Source organism: Streptomyces sp. NBC_00659 (assembly GCF_036226925.1).
GTDB lineage: Bacteria > Actinomycetota > Actinomycetes > Streptomycetales > Streptomycetaceae > Streptomyces.
In genome coordinates this window covers 760607-775788 of sequence record NZ_CP109031.1, presented here as the reverse complement: position 1 = coordinate 775788, position 15182 = coordinate 760607, and the positions used below count along the sequence as shown (strand labels likewise).

Here is a 15182-nt window from a genome sequence, read left to right as displayed (position 1 = left end):
CAGCCGTCCCCCGGGCGGGTCCGGGGATCATCGGCGGTCCCGGAATCGATGGACCGTGGTCGAGGCGGCGAATGTGTGGCGACCCGGGGCGCGCGGGGGTGCCCTGCCTCGTCCCTCGGTGGGGACCGTGACCCCGAGTAACCTACCTCGTCCCTCGGCGGCCCTCGGCTCCCGTCCGCCGGTCCTGACGGCAACAGCGGCCGGAGGCCCGGGAGGGCGTTCCGGCGTTCACCGTGACGATCGCCGGATCCGGTGGCGCCTTGCCTGTGCCGTGACCTCGGCGCACTCTGGTGGCATGGGAGCTCGCGACGGGCCCACGCTCATCACTTCCGTTCAGCGGGCCTTCCGCCTGCTGGAGGCGGTGAGCGCGCACGAGAACGGTGCGCCCGCCAAACAGCTGGCGCGCGAGACCGAGCTGCCGCTGGCCACTGCCTATCACCTGCTCCGGACCCTCGTCCACGACGGGTACATCCGCAAACTCGACGACGGCGGGTTCATCCTGGGCGACAAGATGCAGACGCTGCGGACGCAGGGTCGCGGGCAGGAGCTGCTCAGCCGCGTCCGTCCCACGCTCGCCGCTCTGCGGGACGAACTCGCCTCGGCCGCCTACCTCACCTTCTACGAGGACGGTGAGATCAGGGTCGCCGAGATCGTCGACGGGCCCCGGACGCCCCGGGTCGACCTGTGGGTCGGCTTCGAGGACGCCGGGCACGCCACCGCGCTGGGCAAGTCCGTACTGCGGGAGCTGGACGAGGAGTCCCGCAACGACTACCTCGCCCGGCACACCCTCGCCGACCTCACCCCGCGGACCATCACCAGCCGACGGCAACTGCTGCGCCACCTGGCCTCGTCGCCGGTGGCCCCGGCCGTCACGGACCTGGAGGAGTACGCCCTCGGTACGGTCTGCGTCGCCGTTCCCGTCTACAGCGGGGACACGCTCGGCTCGCTCGGCGTCTCGCTCCCCGCCGAGCGGCTTTCCCGGCTCGACGAAGTCCTGGCGCGGCTGATTCCGACCGCGAACCGGGTGACCAGAGGCCTGTCGCTCACTATCTGAAATCTCCGTGCTTGTGGATCACGCCTCGAACGTCTTTCCTGGATCAACCGGACATTTCAGGGATGAATCCAGGTGAGGACTGCAGACGAACATGAGTCACGCCCGAGAGCACGGTAGCGAGCGCCGGCCGAAGCGGACGTTCAGGAACCGAGGTGTCGGTTCCGGCGCGGCGGCCCGCAAGCGCGCCGCCCATCTCGCCTTCGGCACCCCAGTGCTCCCTTTACTGGTCGTCGGTGCCATCGTGCTCGTCGACCTGGCCGGGGGAGCGGGGATGATCTGGCTGCCGCTGCTGGCCGCGGGACCCGCGCTGGCCGCCACCACCAGCCGGCCGTTCGGAGTTCTGTGCGTCGGTCTGCTGGCCGCGGCGCTGAGCGCGGTGCTCGGCATCCGGGACGGCGTTCCGGGTGCCGAGCTCATGGCCGTCCTGTCCGCCCTGGCGGCCGTCACGCTGGCGAGCGCCCTGGCCAGCGCGCTGCGCTGGCGCCGGGAGCGGGTCCTCGCGGCCGTCCGCTCCGTCGCGGAGGCCGCCCAGCACGCTCTGCTCGCGCCCATACCGTCGAGTGTCGGACCGTTCCAGGTGGCCGTCCGCTACAGCGCCGCCGCGGCCGAGGCCCGGATCGGTGGGGATCTCTACGCGCTGGTGCCCACGCCGTACGGGGTGCGCATGATCATCGGCGATGTCCGGGGCAAGGGGCTGCCGGCCGTGGGCATGGCCGCGCTCGTGCTCGGTGTCTTCCGTGAGGCGGCCTACGACGAGCCCGATCTCCTCACCGTCGTCGCCCGGATCGAGCGGAGTCTGGCGCGCAACCTGGACTACGACGACTTCGTGACCGCTGTGGTCGCCGGGTACCCGGAACCGGGCCGGCTGGAGGTCGTCAACTGCGGACACGCGCCTCCGCTGCATGTCCGCGCGTCCGGGAGCGTCGCGTCGGTCGACCCCGTCAATCCCGCACCGCCGCTCGGGCTGCGGGCCCTGACGGGGGAGACCCCGAGCCTCCAGGTGCTGCCGCTCGCCGACGGCGATCAGCTGCTGCTGTACACCGACGGCGTCACCGAGGCCCGCGATCACGGCCGGGAGTTCTACGCGCTCGCGGAAGGGCTGGCACGGAACGTGTCCGACGAGCCGGCCTCCACGCTCGCCGCGCTCGACGCCGAGCTCCAGGCCCATGTGGGCGGCCGGCTGCACGACGACGCGGCCCTGCTGCTGCTCCGCATGCCGGCCTCCGTCGAGCCGGCGTCGGCGGTGGCCGCGGGCGGTGGCTCCGTCACCGTTCCCTCCCCGCCCCGGCCGCCTGCCGCGGGTGTGCGCTGCGGCAGGGGCGCGGAGTAGGCAGTCCCGGCGAGGACGTCTTCACCTCGGATGTGCCCCTGCGTGCGACGGGGCGCACTCCTCAGTGCCGGGCGAACTGGAGCCGGGTCGTCTGCGCGGAGCCGGGGCGCACCGCGATGCCGTCGACGGTCAGGCGTTCACCGTAGATGTCGGTGATCCTGATCGTGACCCCGCACCCGCCGCCGTCCTCGGCGAGGAAGTAGTTGTAGTCGGTGCGAGGCAGCCGCCGCCATCCGCCGTCGGCTCGCAGTTCCAGCCGGGCCACCGGATTCCGGTGGCCGATCACCTGGACCGCGCACCAATAGCGGCTGGACCCGGTCTTGTAGCGGAGCGCGACCGTGCCGGAATCGCCGGGGCTCAGCAGCTTCCACGTGATAGGGATCCGGCCGGCCGCGGGGTTCGCGAGCCGGGCGAACGCCTGTGCGCTGAGGTCGAGCTGCCCGGGGGCGCAGCCCGTCGGGCATTCGTTGGTGATCCGGACCGTGACGGTCGCGCCGCCGGCCGCGCGCACCAGTACGTAGGCCCCGCACGCCTTGGACGTCTCGTAGTCCGTGTGGTTCATCGCCGCCGTCATGAGATCGCCGCTCGGACCGTAGGAGCAGGCGCCGTCGCCGGTTCCGGCGTCGTACGTGGTCGCCACTCCCCGGTATCCGACCCCCGGGCGGATCCGTCCCGCCAACGAGGCCGTCGTCGCCGTGGTCCGGGAGGCGTCCGGGGCCGAGGGCCGCGCCGACGCCGTGGAGGGGCGGGCCGTCTCGGTCGGGGAGACTGCCGAGCCGGGCGGCCGGGTCACGGTGGGGGACGCCGATCCGGCCGAGGACTCCCGGCCGGGAGCCGCGGTCCCCAGGGAACCGGCGGCGGTCGAGGCCGCCGGGTGTCCCGTGTCGGCCCGGTGGCCGGGCCGGAACGCCACGGTCAGACAGACCAGGGCACCGGCCGCGACCAGAGCGACCGGAGTGAGCGCCCACAGCGTCCGCCGACGTGCACGCCGTCGCGCGGCCTGCCTCGTTTCCTTCATGCGCATTCCGTTCGGAGGATCGAGCCGGTGATGTGTCGATCAGTGGCCGCCGGAAGCGAAAAGGTTGCCGCCCGTTCCCCGGAGATCTCTCCTGCGGGCCGCGCGTGGACGGGGTCACGTCGACCGCATGCGGCGGATCCGTTTCCGGCCCAGGGCCTGACCCGGCACCTCGACGAGGTGATGGGTCAGCGCTGCCAACGGCAGCAGCACGGCGAGGAACGCCGCTTCGAGTACGGGACTGTCGCGGCGGTGCCGGCCGAGCACACTGTCGCTCACCGCCAGCAGGGCCGGATGCACCAGGTACACCGAGTAGCTGACCGTCCCCAGCCAGGTCAGCGCGCGCGGAAATCTCCGGCGGCGCAGCGCGAGGGCCACGCCGAAGGTGAGTACGGCCAGCAGGAACGCGGTGATCCAGCCGCGCCGTGCGAAGTGGGCCGCCGCGCCGTGCTCGTACGCACAGCCCACGGCGCAGATCAGCACGACGGCGGCGGCGCGGGCCGCGCACGGCCAGGTGATCTCCCCGCTTTCCGCCCGCCGGACGGCGGTACCGAGGAATATCACGGCCAGGATCACCAGGCCTTCCCAGAGGGGAACGGTGCCGTTGAAGGGGACCAGGACCAGCGCGAGGACGCCTCCCGCCACGGCCCCCGGCACACGCAGCGCGGACATCGTGGAACTCCCGCAGAGGACGGCGAACGCCAGCGCCGTCGTGGTGAGCGCGACGAGCGGGCCGGTACCGATCGCGGAGGAGAGCGCCGACGCCTGCGGCACGAACGCCGCCGTCGCGCTCACGGCGGCCAGCGCTCCCAGAGCCACCGCGACCGTCGCCGAGCGCCGGTGCAGCCGGACCGTGAACAGGGCGACGACCAGCAGGTAGAACGCCAGCTCGTACGACAGCGTCCACAGGACGAGGACGACACTCGGTGTCCCCAGCAGTTCCTGGAGCAGGGTGACGTGCGCGACGGCCACCGTGACGGGATTCCGCCCGTCGAAGCGAGCGCCCAGATGCGCGACGCCCAGCAGATCCAGCGCGAGGACCGAGCCCACCACGGCGGCCCACAGCGGGTAGACGCGAAAGGCCCGCCCGATCCAGAAGGTCCTCACACAGCCGCGGCGCTCGAGCGAGGCGGGGACGACGTAGCCGCTCACCAGGAAGAACACCATGACGCCGTACCGGCCGATGTTCAGCTGGGGCAGCAGCTGCTCACGGAACCCCGCCATGAAGGCGTACGACGAATGGTCGATCGCCACGAGGAGCGCGGCGAGCCCGCGCAGGGCGTCCAGCCAGCCCAGCCGCGGGGGACCGGTGGAGCCGCCGGGCGCGAGTGGACCTGACGCCGGGGACGGCCGGTGTGACAGCGGCCGGGGAACGGGAGGTGCGGGTTCCATGATGGTGCCTGCCTGGACCGGGTCCTGTGGGGTGACGGGTGCGCCGGGCCGGCCGGGAAGCGGGCACGGGGGAGGGGCGGCCCGGTCCGCGGCTTGCCGGCGCTCGGCTCGCGAGGCCCTGGAATCCACATCGAAGTGCGGACACGCCGCGGCGCGGTACGGGACACGCCCTGAGGAGACGACTTTCGCCGGGATTGCCTACGCGCCGGTCGGCCGCGTGTTCCGGCGAGGCGTAGGCCGATCGGGTTGCGGAGCCCGTCGTGGATCCGTCGCCAGGGTCTGCCCTAGGCGTTGCCCGGCGTCGTCGGCTTCACGTGGACGCAGGGCTTGGTCCGGCTTCTGGCGGCCTGGGAGGAGAGCCGCGGCGGAGAGCGGTGGCATCGGGCATGCGTCGTATCCGGGGATGCGACAGAGTGATGCCATGGGCCGCCTATGGATGACCTGGTCGCTCGAGGGTGTCGGATCGGCCGGCCAGAACGTCGCGGACGTCGAGGCGGCCTGCCGGGCCCTGATCGGCTCCGTGGAGCGGTCCCGGCGTGCCTTCGAGGTACCGGAGCCGTGGGAGGAACTCCGCGAGTCGGCGCTGCTCCTCCAGGAGCAGATTATGGGACCGGGGCGCGAGGTCCTGGAACAGGGCCGGCACTGGGCCTCCACCCTGAAGGGCGTGAGCATTCTGCTGGTTCCGCGCGAGTGATCCGCGCGGCCGCCGGGCCGGTGTTTCCGGCCCGGCGTTCGCCGTCCGCGCGAGGCACCGTCCGCCTGCCCGGCAGGCCCGGTACCGGCGGGAGCGTCAGACGTCCGCCGACAGGGGCACCGCGTCACACCCGTGCCGGAAGGCGGGGTGATCGCCGAGTCGGCGCACGTAGTCCAGGAGCCGGGGACGCGAGCGGAGGGCGTCGCAGGGGCCCAGCCCGGTGAGAGCCGTCCATACGTCCACGTCCGCCGCCGTGAGGGAGTCGCCCAACACGTAGGAACTCGCGGCGAGTTGACAGTCCAGCAGATCCAGAGCGGCCGCGAGCTCCGAGGCCGGGGCGGACGGGGTGACATCGCGGTCGAGCAGATCGCGGAGGGCTTCGATGTCGGCGGCGAGGGACGGAGGGCAGAGCGCGGAGGGGCTCGTCGTGGTGTGACCGGAGAACAGTCCGGCCAGATCGCGGAGGATGGCGGGCGGGTGGTTGCTGACGATGCGTCCGCTCCACCGGTCGCACAGGGCGGGAGCGGTGAGCGGTCCGTCGAAGTGATACTCGGTGGCCTCGTAGGCGCGGCGCAGTGAGGCGAAGGCGTCGGGTGTCCGCGCGGGGTCCGCCAGAAGCGTGGTGGCGACCGAGTCCCGCAGGCCGAGCAGTTCGAGGGTGATGGCGATACGCAGCGAGAACGGACAACTCCGCGACAGATACAGCTCGTAGCGGTGTGGAGCCGGGTAGAAGCCGCCGGCGAGACCGACACCGATGCGGCTGTCGACGCGGTGGGGGAGGACGGACGGTGTCGCCGCCGGCTGGAGGCGAAGGGCCGAGGGGAACGAAATCTGCTCACAGGGGCGTGCGTCGGCAGTGCTGGACGTGCGCGAAGCTGTCTCGGGCATGACTCTCCCTGGGGGAAGAAGGAAGCCACCGCCGCTTTGTGGGCACCGGCGGCCGAATGCGGATTGACTGCGCTGGTCGCACCGGTCCGGATCGCACGGACCGGCAGCGGATCAGTAAGCGCTGGAGACACGCAACAGATCGATGTGCAGGCGCCTCGTCAAGCCGTTCCTTGGCATTCCCACCGGTCCCGACTCCGGGGCTCGCGAGACGCGAGACCACGCTTGCCCCGCCGCACCGGCGGGACCCGGTCGTCACCCGGGGCACCCCGTCGCGGTGGAAGGGTTGCCTGTCAGCGGGCCGGGGCCGATGACCGACGGAGCGGGCTGACCCGCACCGTGGGCGCTGACAATCGTGACCGTCCATGCCAGTCTCGGTGCGCCCTGTTGTGCCGTCAAGGAGGCCGCACGCGCGGTCTCACCTGGTGGTCACCCGCATTGACATTGTTTTCGGGGCGGGCCTAACCTGCGGCCCACCACAGGATGCCTTTTCGGCCGGAGTAGAAATGGTGACGGCGATGCACACAGCTGACGGGACGGCCGCATGGCGGCGCCTCGGCAGCGATGTGCTGTGCGCCGACCGCTCCGTGGACCTGCTGCGCGTCAACAGCGCCCTCTGTACGGGCATGTGTCGCTCCCTCAGCCGGGGCTGACCGCCTCTTCGGGTCTTTGACGACCAGGGGCTGACGGCTCTTCGAGTCTTCGACGACCACCGCTGTCGCGGTGTGTCCTTTCCCGTCCAGCCCCCGTTCCACGTGTGCCCGCGCCTCGCCGCGTACTGAGCCGTCCCGCTCGGCTTGGCGCTGCCGCTCCGTGGTCCGGGGTGTCCGAATCCGCTGGAGCTCTCCATGAGTCAACCTCCCGGCAGCGCTGTGTCCTTGGGAACAGCGACGCCCGCCGAGGCGATCCCCCGTACCGACTTCCCCGCCGCGCCCAAGCCTCTGGCGGCCCAGCGGGTCCTTCCGCTCCGGCGTCCCGGCCGCTGGATCATCACGGCCGTCGTGCTCGTGCTGGCCGCCCAGATCGCCCACGGCCTGGTGACCAACCCCTTCTACCAGTGGGATCGGTTCCAGTACTGGTTCTTCCGCCCCACCATTCTCGACGGCCTGCTCATCACCCTCGAAGTGGCCCTCTACAGCGCCGTGCTGGGCCTTCTCGGCGGTATCGTGCTGGCTCTGGCCAGGCTCTCCCGGAGCCCGGTGCTGCGCGCGGTGAGCTGGGTCTACACCTGGCTGTTCCGGTCGGTGCCGCTGATCGTGGTCCTGCTGTTCCTCTACAACTTCAGCGCGCTGTACCAGACGTTGAGCGTGGGCGTTCCGTTCGGGCCGGCCTTCTTCACCTTCGACGAGTCCCGCCTGGCCACCGACATGGCCGTCGCCGTCGTAGGACTGAGCCTGAACGAAGCGGCGTACGCCTCCGAAGTGGTACGCGGCGGCGTTCTCTCCGTCGACCAGGGCCAGCACGAGGCGGCCTCCGCCCTGGGACTGCCGAAGCGGTACCAGTTCGCGAAGATCGTCTTCCCGCAGGCACTGCGCTCCATCACCCCCAACTACGTGAACCAGCTGATCGGCCTGATCAAGGGCACCTCGCTGGTCTTCTACGTGTCCCTGCTGGACCTGTTCGGCTCGGTGCAGAGCATGGGCAGCACCTACCCCGGCGACATCGTGCCGCTGCTCCTCGTGGCCACCGCCTGGTATCTGATCCTCACCAGCGTCGTGTCCGTCATCCAGTTCTACGTCGAGCGGTACTACTCGCGGGGCGCGCTGCGCACCCTGCCGCCGACCCCGTTGCAGAAGGCGCGGAACGCTCTGCGTGACGTGCGGGCCCGGTTCCGGAGGGAGACGGCGATATGAGCGGCGAGACCCATCTGACGACAGTGAGGACTCGGACGGCCCAGGCCGCCGACGCGACGGAAGCGGCGTCGACCTCCTCCGCCCCGGCGGCGGACGCCGCGGCGACCGCCGAGAGCGCCGGAGCGCTCCAGGTCGAGCCGGCCGCGGTCGAGGTGCACGATGTGCACAAGTGGTACGGAGCCCAACGGGTGCTGGACGGTGTGGAGTTGACCGTTCGGCCCGGCGAGGTGACGGTCGTCCTCGGCCCGTCCGGCTCCGGAAAGTCCACCCTCCTGCGGGTGATCAACCACCTGGAGAAGCCCGAGATCGGCCATGTGAGCCTGAACGGTGAGCTCATCGGCGTACGCAGGCACGGCGACCGTCTCAAGGAGCTGAGCGAGCGGGCCATCCTGGCCCAGCGCAGCCGGATCGGGTTCGTGTTCCAGAACTTCAACCTCTTCCCGCACCTGACCGTGCTGGACAACGTGGCCGCCGCTCCCGTGGCGACCGGGCGGCTGTCCAGGGCCGGGGCGCGGGAACTGGCCCGCGATCTGCTCGCCCGGGTGGGCCTGGCCGACAAGGCGGCCGCCTACCCCCGGCAGTTGTCGGGCGGTCAGCAGCAGCGCGTGGCCATCGCCCGCGCGCTCGCCCTGCGTCCCGGAGTCATCCTCTTCGACGAACCGACGTCGGCGCTCGACCCCGAACTGGTCGGCGAGGTCCTCGCCGTCATCAAGGATCTGGCCCACAGCGGCACCACGCTGGTCATCGTCACCCACGAGATCGGCTTCGCCCGCGAGATCGCCGACCGGGTGGTCTTCATGGACGGCGGCCGCATCGTCGAACAGGGCCCGCCCGAGCAGGTGTTGGACCATCCGCGAGAAGCGCGCACCAGAGAGTTCCTGAGCAAGGTGCTCTGACCGCTTCCTCTCGACGCGCAGCGAGACACCTCTCGCAGAGGTGCTCCTGCCTCACCGCCCCGACCCGCGGCGGGGCGGCTCTTCCCCGATTCGGCGGCCCGCCGGGCCCGTTCCCCCACATCTCTCACCGCACACCCGACAAGGACAGCCATGCCCACCTTCAGTCTGAACCGCAAGGCCCTCCGCGGCGTCGCCGCGACCGCCGCCGTCGCCTCCCTCGCCGCCACTCTCGCCGCGTGCGGGGGAGACAGCGACGCCGCCACCCGCACGCGGACCGACGCGGCCGGAACCGTGACCGTGGGCGCGCTCTCCAACGGGGCCGCCAAGGAGACCGTGCTGAAGGTCTCCGAGGTGAAGTCGATCAGCGATGAGCTGCCCAAGTCCGTAGCCGAGAGAGGCACGTTGGTGGTGGGGATCGGCGCACTGCCCGCCGGGTCCCCGCCCTTGAACTTCGTCGGACAGGACCAGAAGACGCTCACCGGCAGCGAACCCGACCTCGGCAAGCTGGTCGCCGCGGTCCTCGGGCTGAAGCCGGTGGTGAAGAACTCGACCTGGGAGAACCTGTTCGTCGGCGTCGACAGCGGCAAGGTGGACGTCGCCTTCTCCAACGTCACCGACACCGAGGAGCGCAAGAAGAAGTACGAGTTCGCCTCGTACCGGCAGGACAACCTCGCCTTCGAGGTCCTGAAGAAGAGCACGTGGAACTTCGACGGCGACTACCGGAACCTGGCCGGCCAGACCGTCGCGGTGGGTGCCGGCACCAACCAGGAGAAGATCCTGCTGGAGTGGAAGGCGAAGCTGGCCAAGGCGGGCAAGACGTTCACCGTCAAGTACTACCAGGACAACAACGCCACGACCCTGGCGCTGAACAGCGGGAAGATCGACTCCTTCTTCGGCCCCAACCCGGCTGTCGCCTACCGCGCCACCCAGAACGCCAAGTCCCCCCACCCGACCCGCAATGCGGGCCAGTTCTCCGGCGCGGGCGAGACGATCCAGGGCCTGATCGCGGCCACTGCGAAGAAGGACAGCGGGCTCGCGAAGCCGGTCGCCGATGCCATCAACTACCTGATCAAGAACGGCCAGTACGGCAAGTGGCTGGCCTCTTGGAACCTCTCCGACGAGGCGGTGGAGACCTCCCAGGTCAACCCGCCCGGCCTGCCGCTCGACAACTCCTGAACCACCGCGCGCCCAAGGGACTTCGCCGCGCCCGGCGAAGTCCCGGGGCGCGTCCGGCCGCGTTCCAGATACGGAGAACCCGCACCGCCATGTCCACCAGCGTCCACGCCGCCCCTTCCCCGAGTCCGACCGCACCGCACGTCCTCGACAACGCGGCGTGGGCCGCGCTGACCGGTCCGCACGCCCACCTCGCCGAGCGCGTCGGCCGGGCCGCCCGCTATCCCACGGACGTCTCCCCGTTCACCGCCCTCGCCGACCCCGCCGACCCCCGCTCGTGGGACGACCTGGCCGCACTGGTCGGTCCGGGCGCGGTCACCCCCGTCACCGCGGTGCAGGCCGTGCCCGACGGCTGGACGATCGAACACAGCGGCGACGGGGTTCAGTTGACCGCCACCACGCTGCACTCCGAGCCCGCGCCCGAAGCGGTACGGCTCGGCCCCGCCGACGTGCCCGAGATCCTCGGCCTGATCGCCCTCACCCGGCCGGGCCCCTTCCTGCCCCGTACCGTCGAACTCGGCACCTACCTGGGCATCCGGGAAGGCGGTCGTCTGATCGCCCTGGCCGGCGAGCGCCTGCGCCCGCCGGGCTGGACCGAGATCAGCGCGGTGTGCACCCACCCCGGCCACCGAGGCCGGGGCCTGGCCACCCGTCTCGTCCGCGCGGTCGCGGCGGGGATCAGGGAGCGCGGAGACACCCCCTTCCTGCACGCCGCCGCCGACAACACGAACGCGATCCGGCTCTACGAGTCGATCGGGTTCACCCTGCGCCGCCGCACGCGGTTCGTGCTCGTCCGCACACCCGGCGGACAGCAGTCGGCGCACGCCGGGCAAGAAGATGCCGGGCAGGCGGAAGAAACGGCACACCCGTGAGGTTGGGACTGTTCACGACCGTGCGGCGCCCCGTCGGGGAACCGCGAGGGCCGGGCGGACGCGAGACCCGGGAGCACCGGGCCGAGAGAGCGGAGGTGGGGCACATGCGCCGTGTGTCGCGCCGCGTGCCGAGGCCGCTCGCACCCCGCCCCCTGCACCTGTACGGCCGGCCGCACATCGATCTGCAGCGGGTCGCCGGCGCGCTCTGTCGCCCCTGACACGTCTTCACGCAGCCCCGCCCCGCTCGCCGGGGCGGGAATCCTCGTACGGCCGATCAGGAAGGCACCTCCCGTGTCCTCGTCACGCTCTCCCCTGCACCTCGCCGTCGCCCTCGACGGCGCCGGCTGGCACCCGGCCGCCTGGCGCGAACCGGTCTCCCGCCCCGGTGAACTGCTCACCGCCGCCTACTGGGCCGATCTGGTCACCGAGGCCGAGCACGGTCTGCTCGACTTCGTGACCATCGAGGACGCGCTCGGCCTCCAGTCCTCCTCGCCCACGGAACCGGACGGCCGCACCGACCAGGTCCGCGGACGCCTGGACGCCGTCCTCATCGCCGCGCGGATCGCGCCACTGACCCGTCACATCGGCATCGTGCCGACCGTAGTGGCCACCCACACGGAGCCGTTCCATATCTCCAAGGCCATAGCCACCCTCGACTATGTGAGCACCGGCCGTGCCGGTGTGCGCGTCCAGGTCACGGCACGCCAGAACGAGGCCGCGCACTTCGGACGCCGAACCCTCCCGCCGTTCCGGATCGAGGACTACCGCACGCCCGCCGGGCAGGAGCTCGTGACCGACCTCTTCGAGGAGGCCGCCGACTACGTCGAGGTGGTCCGCAGGCTCTGGGACAGCTGGGAGGACGACGCGGAGATACGCGACATCGCCACCGGCCGCTTCATCGACCGCGACAAGCTGCACTACATCGACTTCGAGAGCGGCCGCTTCAGCGTCAAGGGCCCCTCCATCACCCCCCGGCCGCCCCAGGGCCAGCCGATCGTCAGCGCCCTGGCCCACGCCACCGTCCCGTACCGGCTCGTGGCCCGGGCCGCCGACCTCGGCTACGTCACCCCTCACGACGCCGAACAGGCACGCGCCATCGTCGAGGAGATCCGCACCGAACAGACCGCGGCCGGCCGGGGGGACGAGACCGTGCACGTCTTCGGCGACCTCGTGGTCTTCCTGGACGACGACCCCGCAGCCGCCGAGGCCCGTCGCGAGCGGCTGGACGCCCTCGCGGGCCACCCGTACACCGGTGACGCCCGGATCTTCACCGGAACTCCGGCCGAACTCGCCGATCTCCTCCTGGAGTTGAGTGAGGCGGGACTGTCCGGCTTCCGGCTGAGGCCCGCCGTCGTCGGGCACGACCTCCCCGCGATCACCCGAGGCCTGGTGCCCGAACTCCAGCGCCGGGGCGCCTTCCGGCGGGCCTACGAGGCCGACACCCTGCGCGGGCTGCTAGGACTCACCCACCCCGCGAACCGCTACGCCACCACCGCCTGAGCCGGAAGGACCCCCGACCATGAGCAAGCCGCTCAAGCAGATCCACCTCGCGGCGCACTTCCCCGGCGTCAACAACACCACCGTGTGGAGCGACCCCGAGGCCGGCAGCCATATCGAGTTCAGCTCCTTCGCGCACTTCGCGCGCACCGCCGAGCGCGCCAGGTTCGACTTCCTGTTCCTCGCCGAAGGCCTGCGCCTGCGCGAACAGGGCGGACACATCTACGACCTGGACGTCGTCGGACGGCCCGACACCTTCACCGTCCTCGCCGCGCTCGCCGCCGTCACCGAACACCTGGGTCTGACCGGCACCATCAACTCCACCTTCAACGAGCCCTACGAGGTGGCCCGCCAGTTCGCCAGCCTCGACCACCTCTCCGGCGGGCGTGCCGCCTGGAACGTCGTCACCTCCTGGGACGCCTTCACCGGCGAGAACTTCCGCCGCGGCGGCTTCCTGCCGCAGGAGGAGCGCTACTCGCGGGCCAAGGAGTTCCTGGCCACGGCGAACGAACTCTTCGACTCCTGGCGGGGGGACGAGGTCGTCGCCGACCGGGCGGGCGGCACGTTCCTCAACGACGCCAAGGCCGGAGCCTTCGTCCACCACGGACAACACTTCGACATCGAGGGGCAGTTCAACGTCCCGCGCTCCCCGCAGGGCCGCCCGGTGATCTTCCAGGCCGGTGACTCCGAGGAAGGCCGCGAGTTCGCCGCCTCCGGCGCCGACGCCATCTTCAGCCGCTACTCCACGCTCAAGGAGGGCCAGGCCTTCTACACGGATGTCAAGGCGCGTCTCGCCCGCTACGGCCGTCGCTCCGACCAGCTGCTGATCCTGCCCGCCGCGACCTTCGTGCTCGGGGACACCGACGCCGAGGCCGAGGAGCACGCCCGCGAGGTACGGCGCCTCCAGGTCAGCGGGGCCACCGCCATCAAGCACCTGGAATTCGTCTGGAACCGCGACCTGTCCGCCTACGACCCGGACGGCCCGCTTCCCGACATCGACCCGGACCTCGGCGAACACACCGTCGCCCGAGGCCGCGCGCAGGTCCGGATGTACCGCGACCCGCTGGCCACCGCCCGTGAGTGGCGCGAGCGGGCGGCCGCCAACAAGTGGTCCATCCGCGACCTCGTCATCGAGACCGGCAGCAGGCAGGCCTTCGTCGGCAGCCCCGCCACCGTCGCCGCGACCATCAACGACTTCGTCCAGGCGGACGCCTCCGACGGCTTCATCCTCGTCCCGCACATCACCCCGGGCGGCCTCGACACCTTCGCCGACAAGGTCGTCCCGCTCCTCCAGGAACGCGGCGTCCACCGCACCGAGTACGAGGGCACCACCCTGCGCGACCATCTCGGCCTCGCCCACCCCGACGCCCGGACACCGGCCGACCGGGTGGCGTCATGAAGTTCCTGGCGATCACCTTGATCGTGCACGCGCCCCACCCCGTCACCGGGATACAGAAACCCACGAACGACCGCTTCCGCGAGGTGATCGACAACGCGCTGCTCGCCGAGGAGCTGGGCTTCGACGGCTTCGGCGTGGGGGAGCGGCACGAGCGCCCGTTCATCTCGTCCTCACCGCCCGTGGTCCTCAGCCACATCGCCGCGCTCACCTCACGGATCCGGCTGTTCACCGCGGTCACCACACTCAGCCTCCTCGACCCGGTACGGGCGTACGAGGACTACGCGACGCTCGACCATCTGTCGGGCGGACGTCTGGAGCTGATCGTCGGCAAGGGGAACGGTGCCGCGCAACGGGAGCTGTTCCAGGTCACCCCCGAGGACCAGTGGGACCGCAACGCCGAGAGCTACGAGGTGTTCCGCCGGATCTGGCGGCAGGACAAGGTCACGGCGGCGACCCGTTTCCGTCCGGAACTCAAGGACGCCGAGGTGTGGCCCCGTCCCCTCCAGCGCCCCGTCCGGGTCTGGCACGGCAGCGCCACCAGCAAGGAGTCGGTCGACCTGGCCGCCCGCCACGGGGACCCGCTCTTCTCCGCCAACGTCACCAACCCCATCGAGCCGTACGCCGAGTTGATCCGCCACTACCGCGAACGCTGGGAGCACTACGGCCACGATCCGGCCGGCATCGTGGTCGGCGCGGGGACGGCCGGCATCTACGCGGCCCGGACCTCCCAGGAGGCGCTCACCGCCTACCGGCCCGTCTTCGAGGGAAACCTGGCGTTCCAGAAGCGCCTCGGCCTGGAACCGGTGTTCACCTCGCTGGAGGACTTCGTGGAGCGCAGCTCGGCACTCATCGGCAGTCCCCAGCAGATCATCGACAAAGTGCACCGGTATCACGCGGAGTTCGGGCACAGCGTGCTGCATCTGCACGCGGACGCCGGAGGGCTGACCGACCGTCAGCACCGCGACTCGCTCGAACTGTTCCAGTCCGCCGTCGCACCCGTGCTGCGCCGCGAGATTCCCGACCCGCCGTTCCCGTGGGAGCCGGTCCTCGGGTCGTCCGAGCCCGCGCCCGAAGCCGTACCCGCTCTCGTACCCGCCCGCACATCCGCTGAGCGCTGAGGAG

16 protein-coding genes and 1 riboswitch are annotated in these 15182 nt (G+C 71.2%); of the genes, 12 read left to right on the top strand and 4 right to left on the bottom strand.

The window, feature by feature from the left end; translation table 11 throughout:
- Positions 1–295 precede the first annotated feature (295 nt).
- Together OG410_RS03175 and OG410_RS03170 are read left to right on the top strand one after the other, a co-directional pair.
- On the top strand, positions 296–1054 hold the full coding sequence (locus tag OG410_RS03175) for an IclR family transcriptional regulator (RefSeq protein ID WP_329297688.1): 759 nt from the start codon (positions 296–298) through the stop codon (positions 1052–1054).
- A 91-nt stretch (positions 1055–1145) separates the two neighbouring features.
- Complete coding sequence (locus tag OG410_RS03170; RefSeq protein WP_329297687.1) at positions 1146–2384, top strand: PP2C family protein-serine/threonine phosphatase; 1239 nt, start codon at positions 1146–1148, stop codon at positions 2382–2384.
- 61 nt (positions 2385–2445) lie between these two features.
- Here the strand turns inward: OG410_RS03170 and OG410_RS03165 are convergent, their stop codons facing one another.
- Together OG410_RS03165 and OG410_RS03160 are read right to left on the bottom strand one after the other, a co-directional pair.
- Entirely contained in the window at positions 2446–3402 is a 957-nt protein-coding gene (locus OG410_RS03165) for an expansin EXLX1 family cellulose-binding protein (protein WP_329297686.1), read from the bottom strand.
- Positions 3403–3516: 114 nt separating this feature from the next.
- Complete coding sequence (locus OG410_RS03160) at positions 3517–4791, bottom strand: acyltransferase family protein (RefSeq protein ID WP_329297685.1); 1275 nt, start codon at positions 4789–4791, stop codon at positions 3517–3519.
- 436 nt (positions 4792–5227) lie between these two features.
- Between OG410_RS03160 and OG410_RS03155 the strand changes: the two genes are divergently transcribed.
- On the top strand, positions 5228–5485 hold the full coding sequence (locus tag OG410_RS03155; RefSeq protein ID WP_329297684.1) for a hypothetical protein: 258 nt from the start codon (positions 5228–5230) through the stop codon (positions 5483–5485).
- Between the two features lie 96 nt (positions 5486–5581).
- On the opposite strand, the gene OG410_RS03150 is transcribed toward OG410_RS03155, so the two are convergent.
- Both OG410_RS03150 and OG410_RS42505 read right to left on the bottom strand, forming a co-directional pair.
- Entirely contained in the window at positions 5582–6373 is a 792-nt protein-coding gene (locus OG410_RS03150) for a glutathione S-transferase C-terminal domain-containing protein (protein WP_329297683.1), read from the bottom strand.
- A gap of 111 nt (positions 6374–6484) precedes the next feature.
- Entirely contained in the window at positions 6485–6550 is a 66-nt protein-coding gene (locus tag OG410_RS42505) for a putative leader peptide (RefSeq protein WP_351121255.1), read from the bottom strand.
- A gap of 36 nt (positions 6551–6586) precedes the next feature.
- A riboswitch (SAM riboswitch) is annotated at positions 6587–6731 on the bottom strand.
- A gap of 157 nt (positions 6732–6888) precedes the next feature.
- Here OG410_RS42505 and OG410_RS03145 point away from each other — a divergent pair.
- The 9 genes from OG410_RS03145 to OG410_RS03110 all read left to right on the top strand — a co-directional run bounded on the left by OG410_RS03145 (position 6889) and on the right by OG410_RS03110 (position 15178).
- Complete coding sequence (locus tag OG410_RS03145) at positions 6889–7023, top strand: hypothetical protein (RefSeq protein ID WP_329297682.1); 135 nt, start codon at positions 6889–6891, stop codon at positions 7021–7023.
- 195 nt (positions 7024–7218) lie between these two features.
- Positions 7219–8223 (top strand): amino acid ABC transporter permease, encoded by a 1005-nt coding sequence (locus OG410_RS03140; protein WP_329297681.1) that lies wholly within the window; start codon positions 7219–7221, stop codon positions 8221–8223.
- Positions 8220–9119, top strand: a complete 900-nt coding sequence (locus OG410_RS03135; protein WP_329297680.1) for an amino acid ABC transporter ATP-binding protein — start codon at positions 8220–8222, stop codon at positions 9117–9119. Before OG410_RS03140 ends, OG410_RS03135 begins: the two co-directional genes overlap by 4 nt.
- A 150-nt stretch (positions 9120–9269) precedes the next feature.
- The gene (locus tag OG410_RS03130; RefSeq protein WP_329297679.1) at positions 9270–10295 is read left to right on the top strand and encodes a transporter substrate-binding domain-containing protein; all 1026 of its coding nucleotides are present in this window, start codon (positions 9270–9272) and stop codon (positions 10293–10295) included.
- Between the two features lie 89 nt (positions 10296–10384).
- Positions 10385–11164, top strand: a complete 780-nt coding sequence (locus OG410_RS03125) for a GNAT family N-acetyltransferase (protein WP_329297678.1) — start codon at positions 10385–10387, stop codon at positions 11162–11164.
- Positions 11165–11268: 104 nt separating this feature from the next.
- Positions 11269–11382, top strand: a complete 114-nt coding sequence (locus OG410_RS42500) for a putative leader peptide (protein WP_328456591.1) — start codon at positions 11269–11271, stop codon at positions 11380–11382.
- 73 nt (positions 11383–11455) lie between these two features.
- Positions 11456–12664, top strand: a complete 1209-nt coding sequence (locus OG410_RS03120) for an LLM class flavin-dependent oxidoreductase (protein ID WP_329297677.1) — start codon at positions 11456–11458, stop codon at positions 12662–12664.
- A gap of 19 nt (positions 12665–12683) precedes the next feature.
- Positions 12684–14060, top strand: coding sequence for an NtaA/DmoA family FMN-dependent monooxygenase (locus tag OG410_RS03115; protein WP_329297676.1), 1377 nt, complete (start codon positions 12684–12686; stop codon positions 14058–14060).
- Positions 14057–15178 (top strand): LLM class flavin-dependent oxidoreductase, encoded by a 1122-nt coding sequence (locus OG410_RS03110; protein ID WP_329297675.1) that lies wholly within the window; start codon positions 14057–14059, stop codon positions 15176–15178. The genes OG410_RS03115 and OG410_RS03110 overlap by 4 nt, the downstream gene beginning before the upstream one ends.
- Positions 15179–15182: the final 4 nt, after the last annotated feature.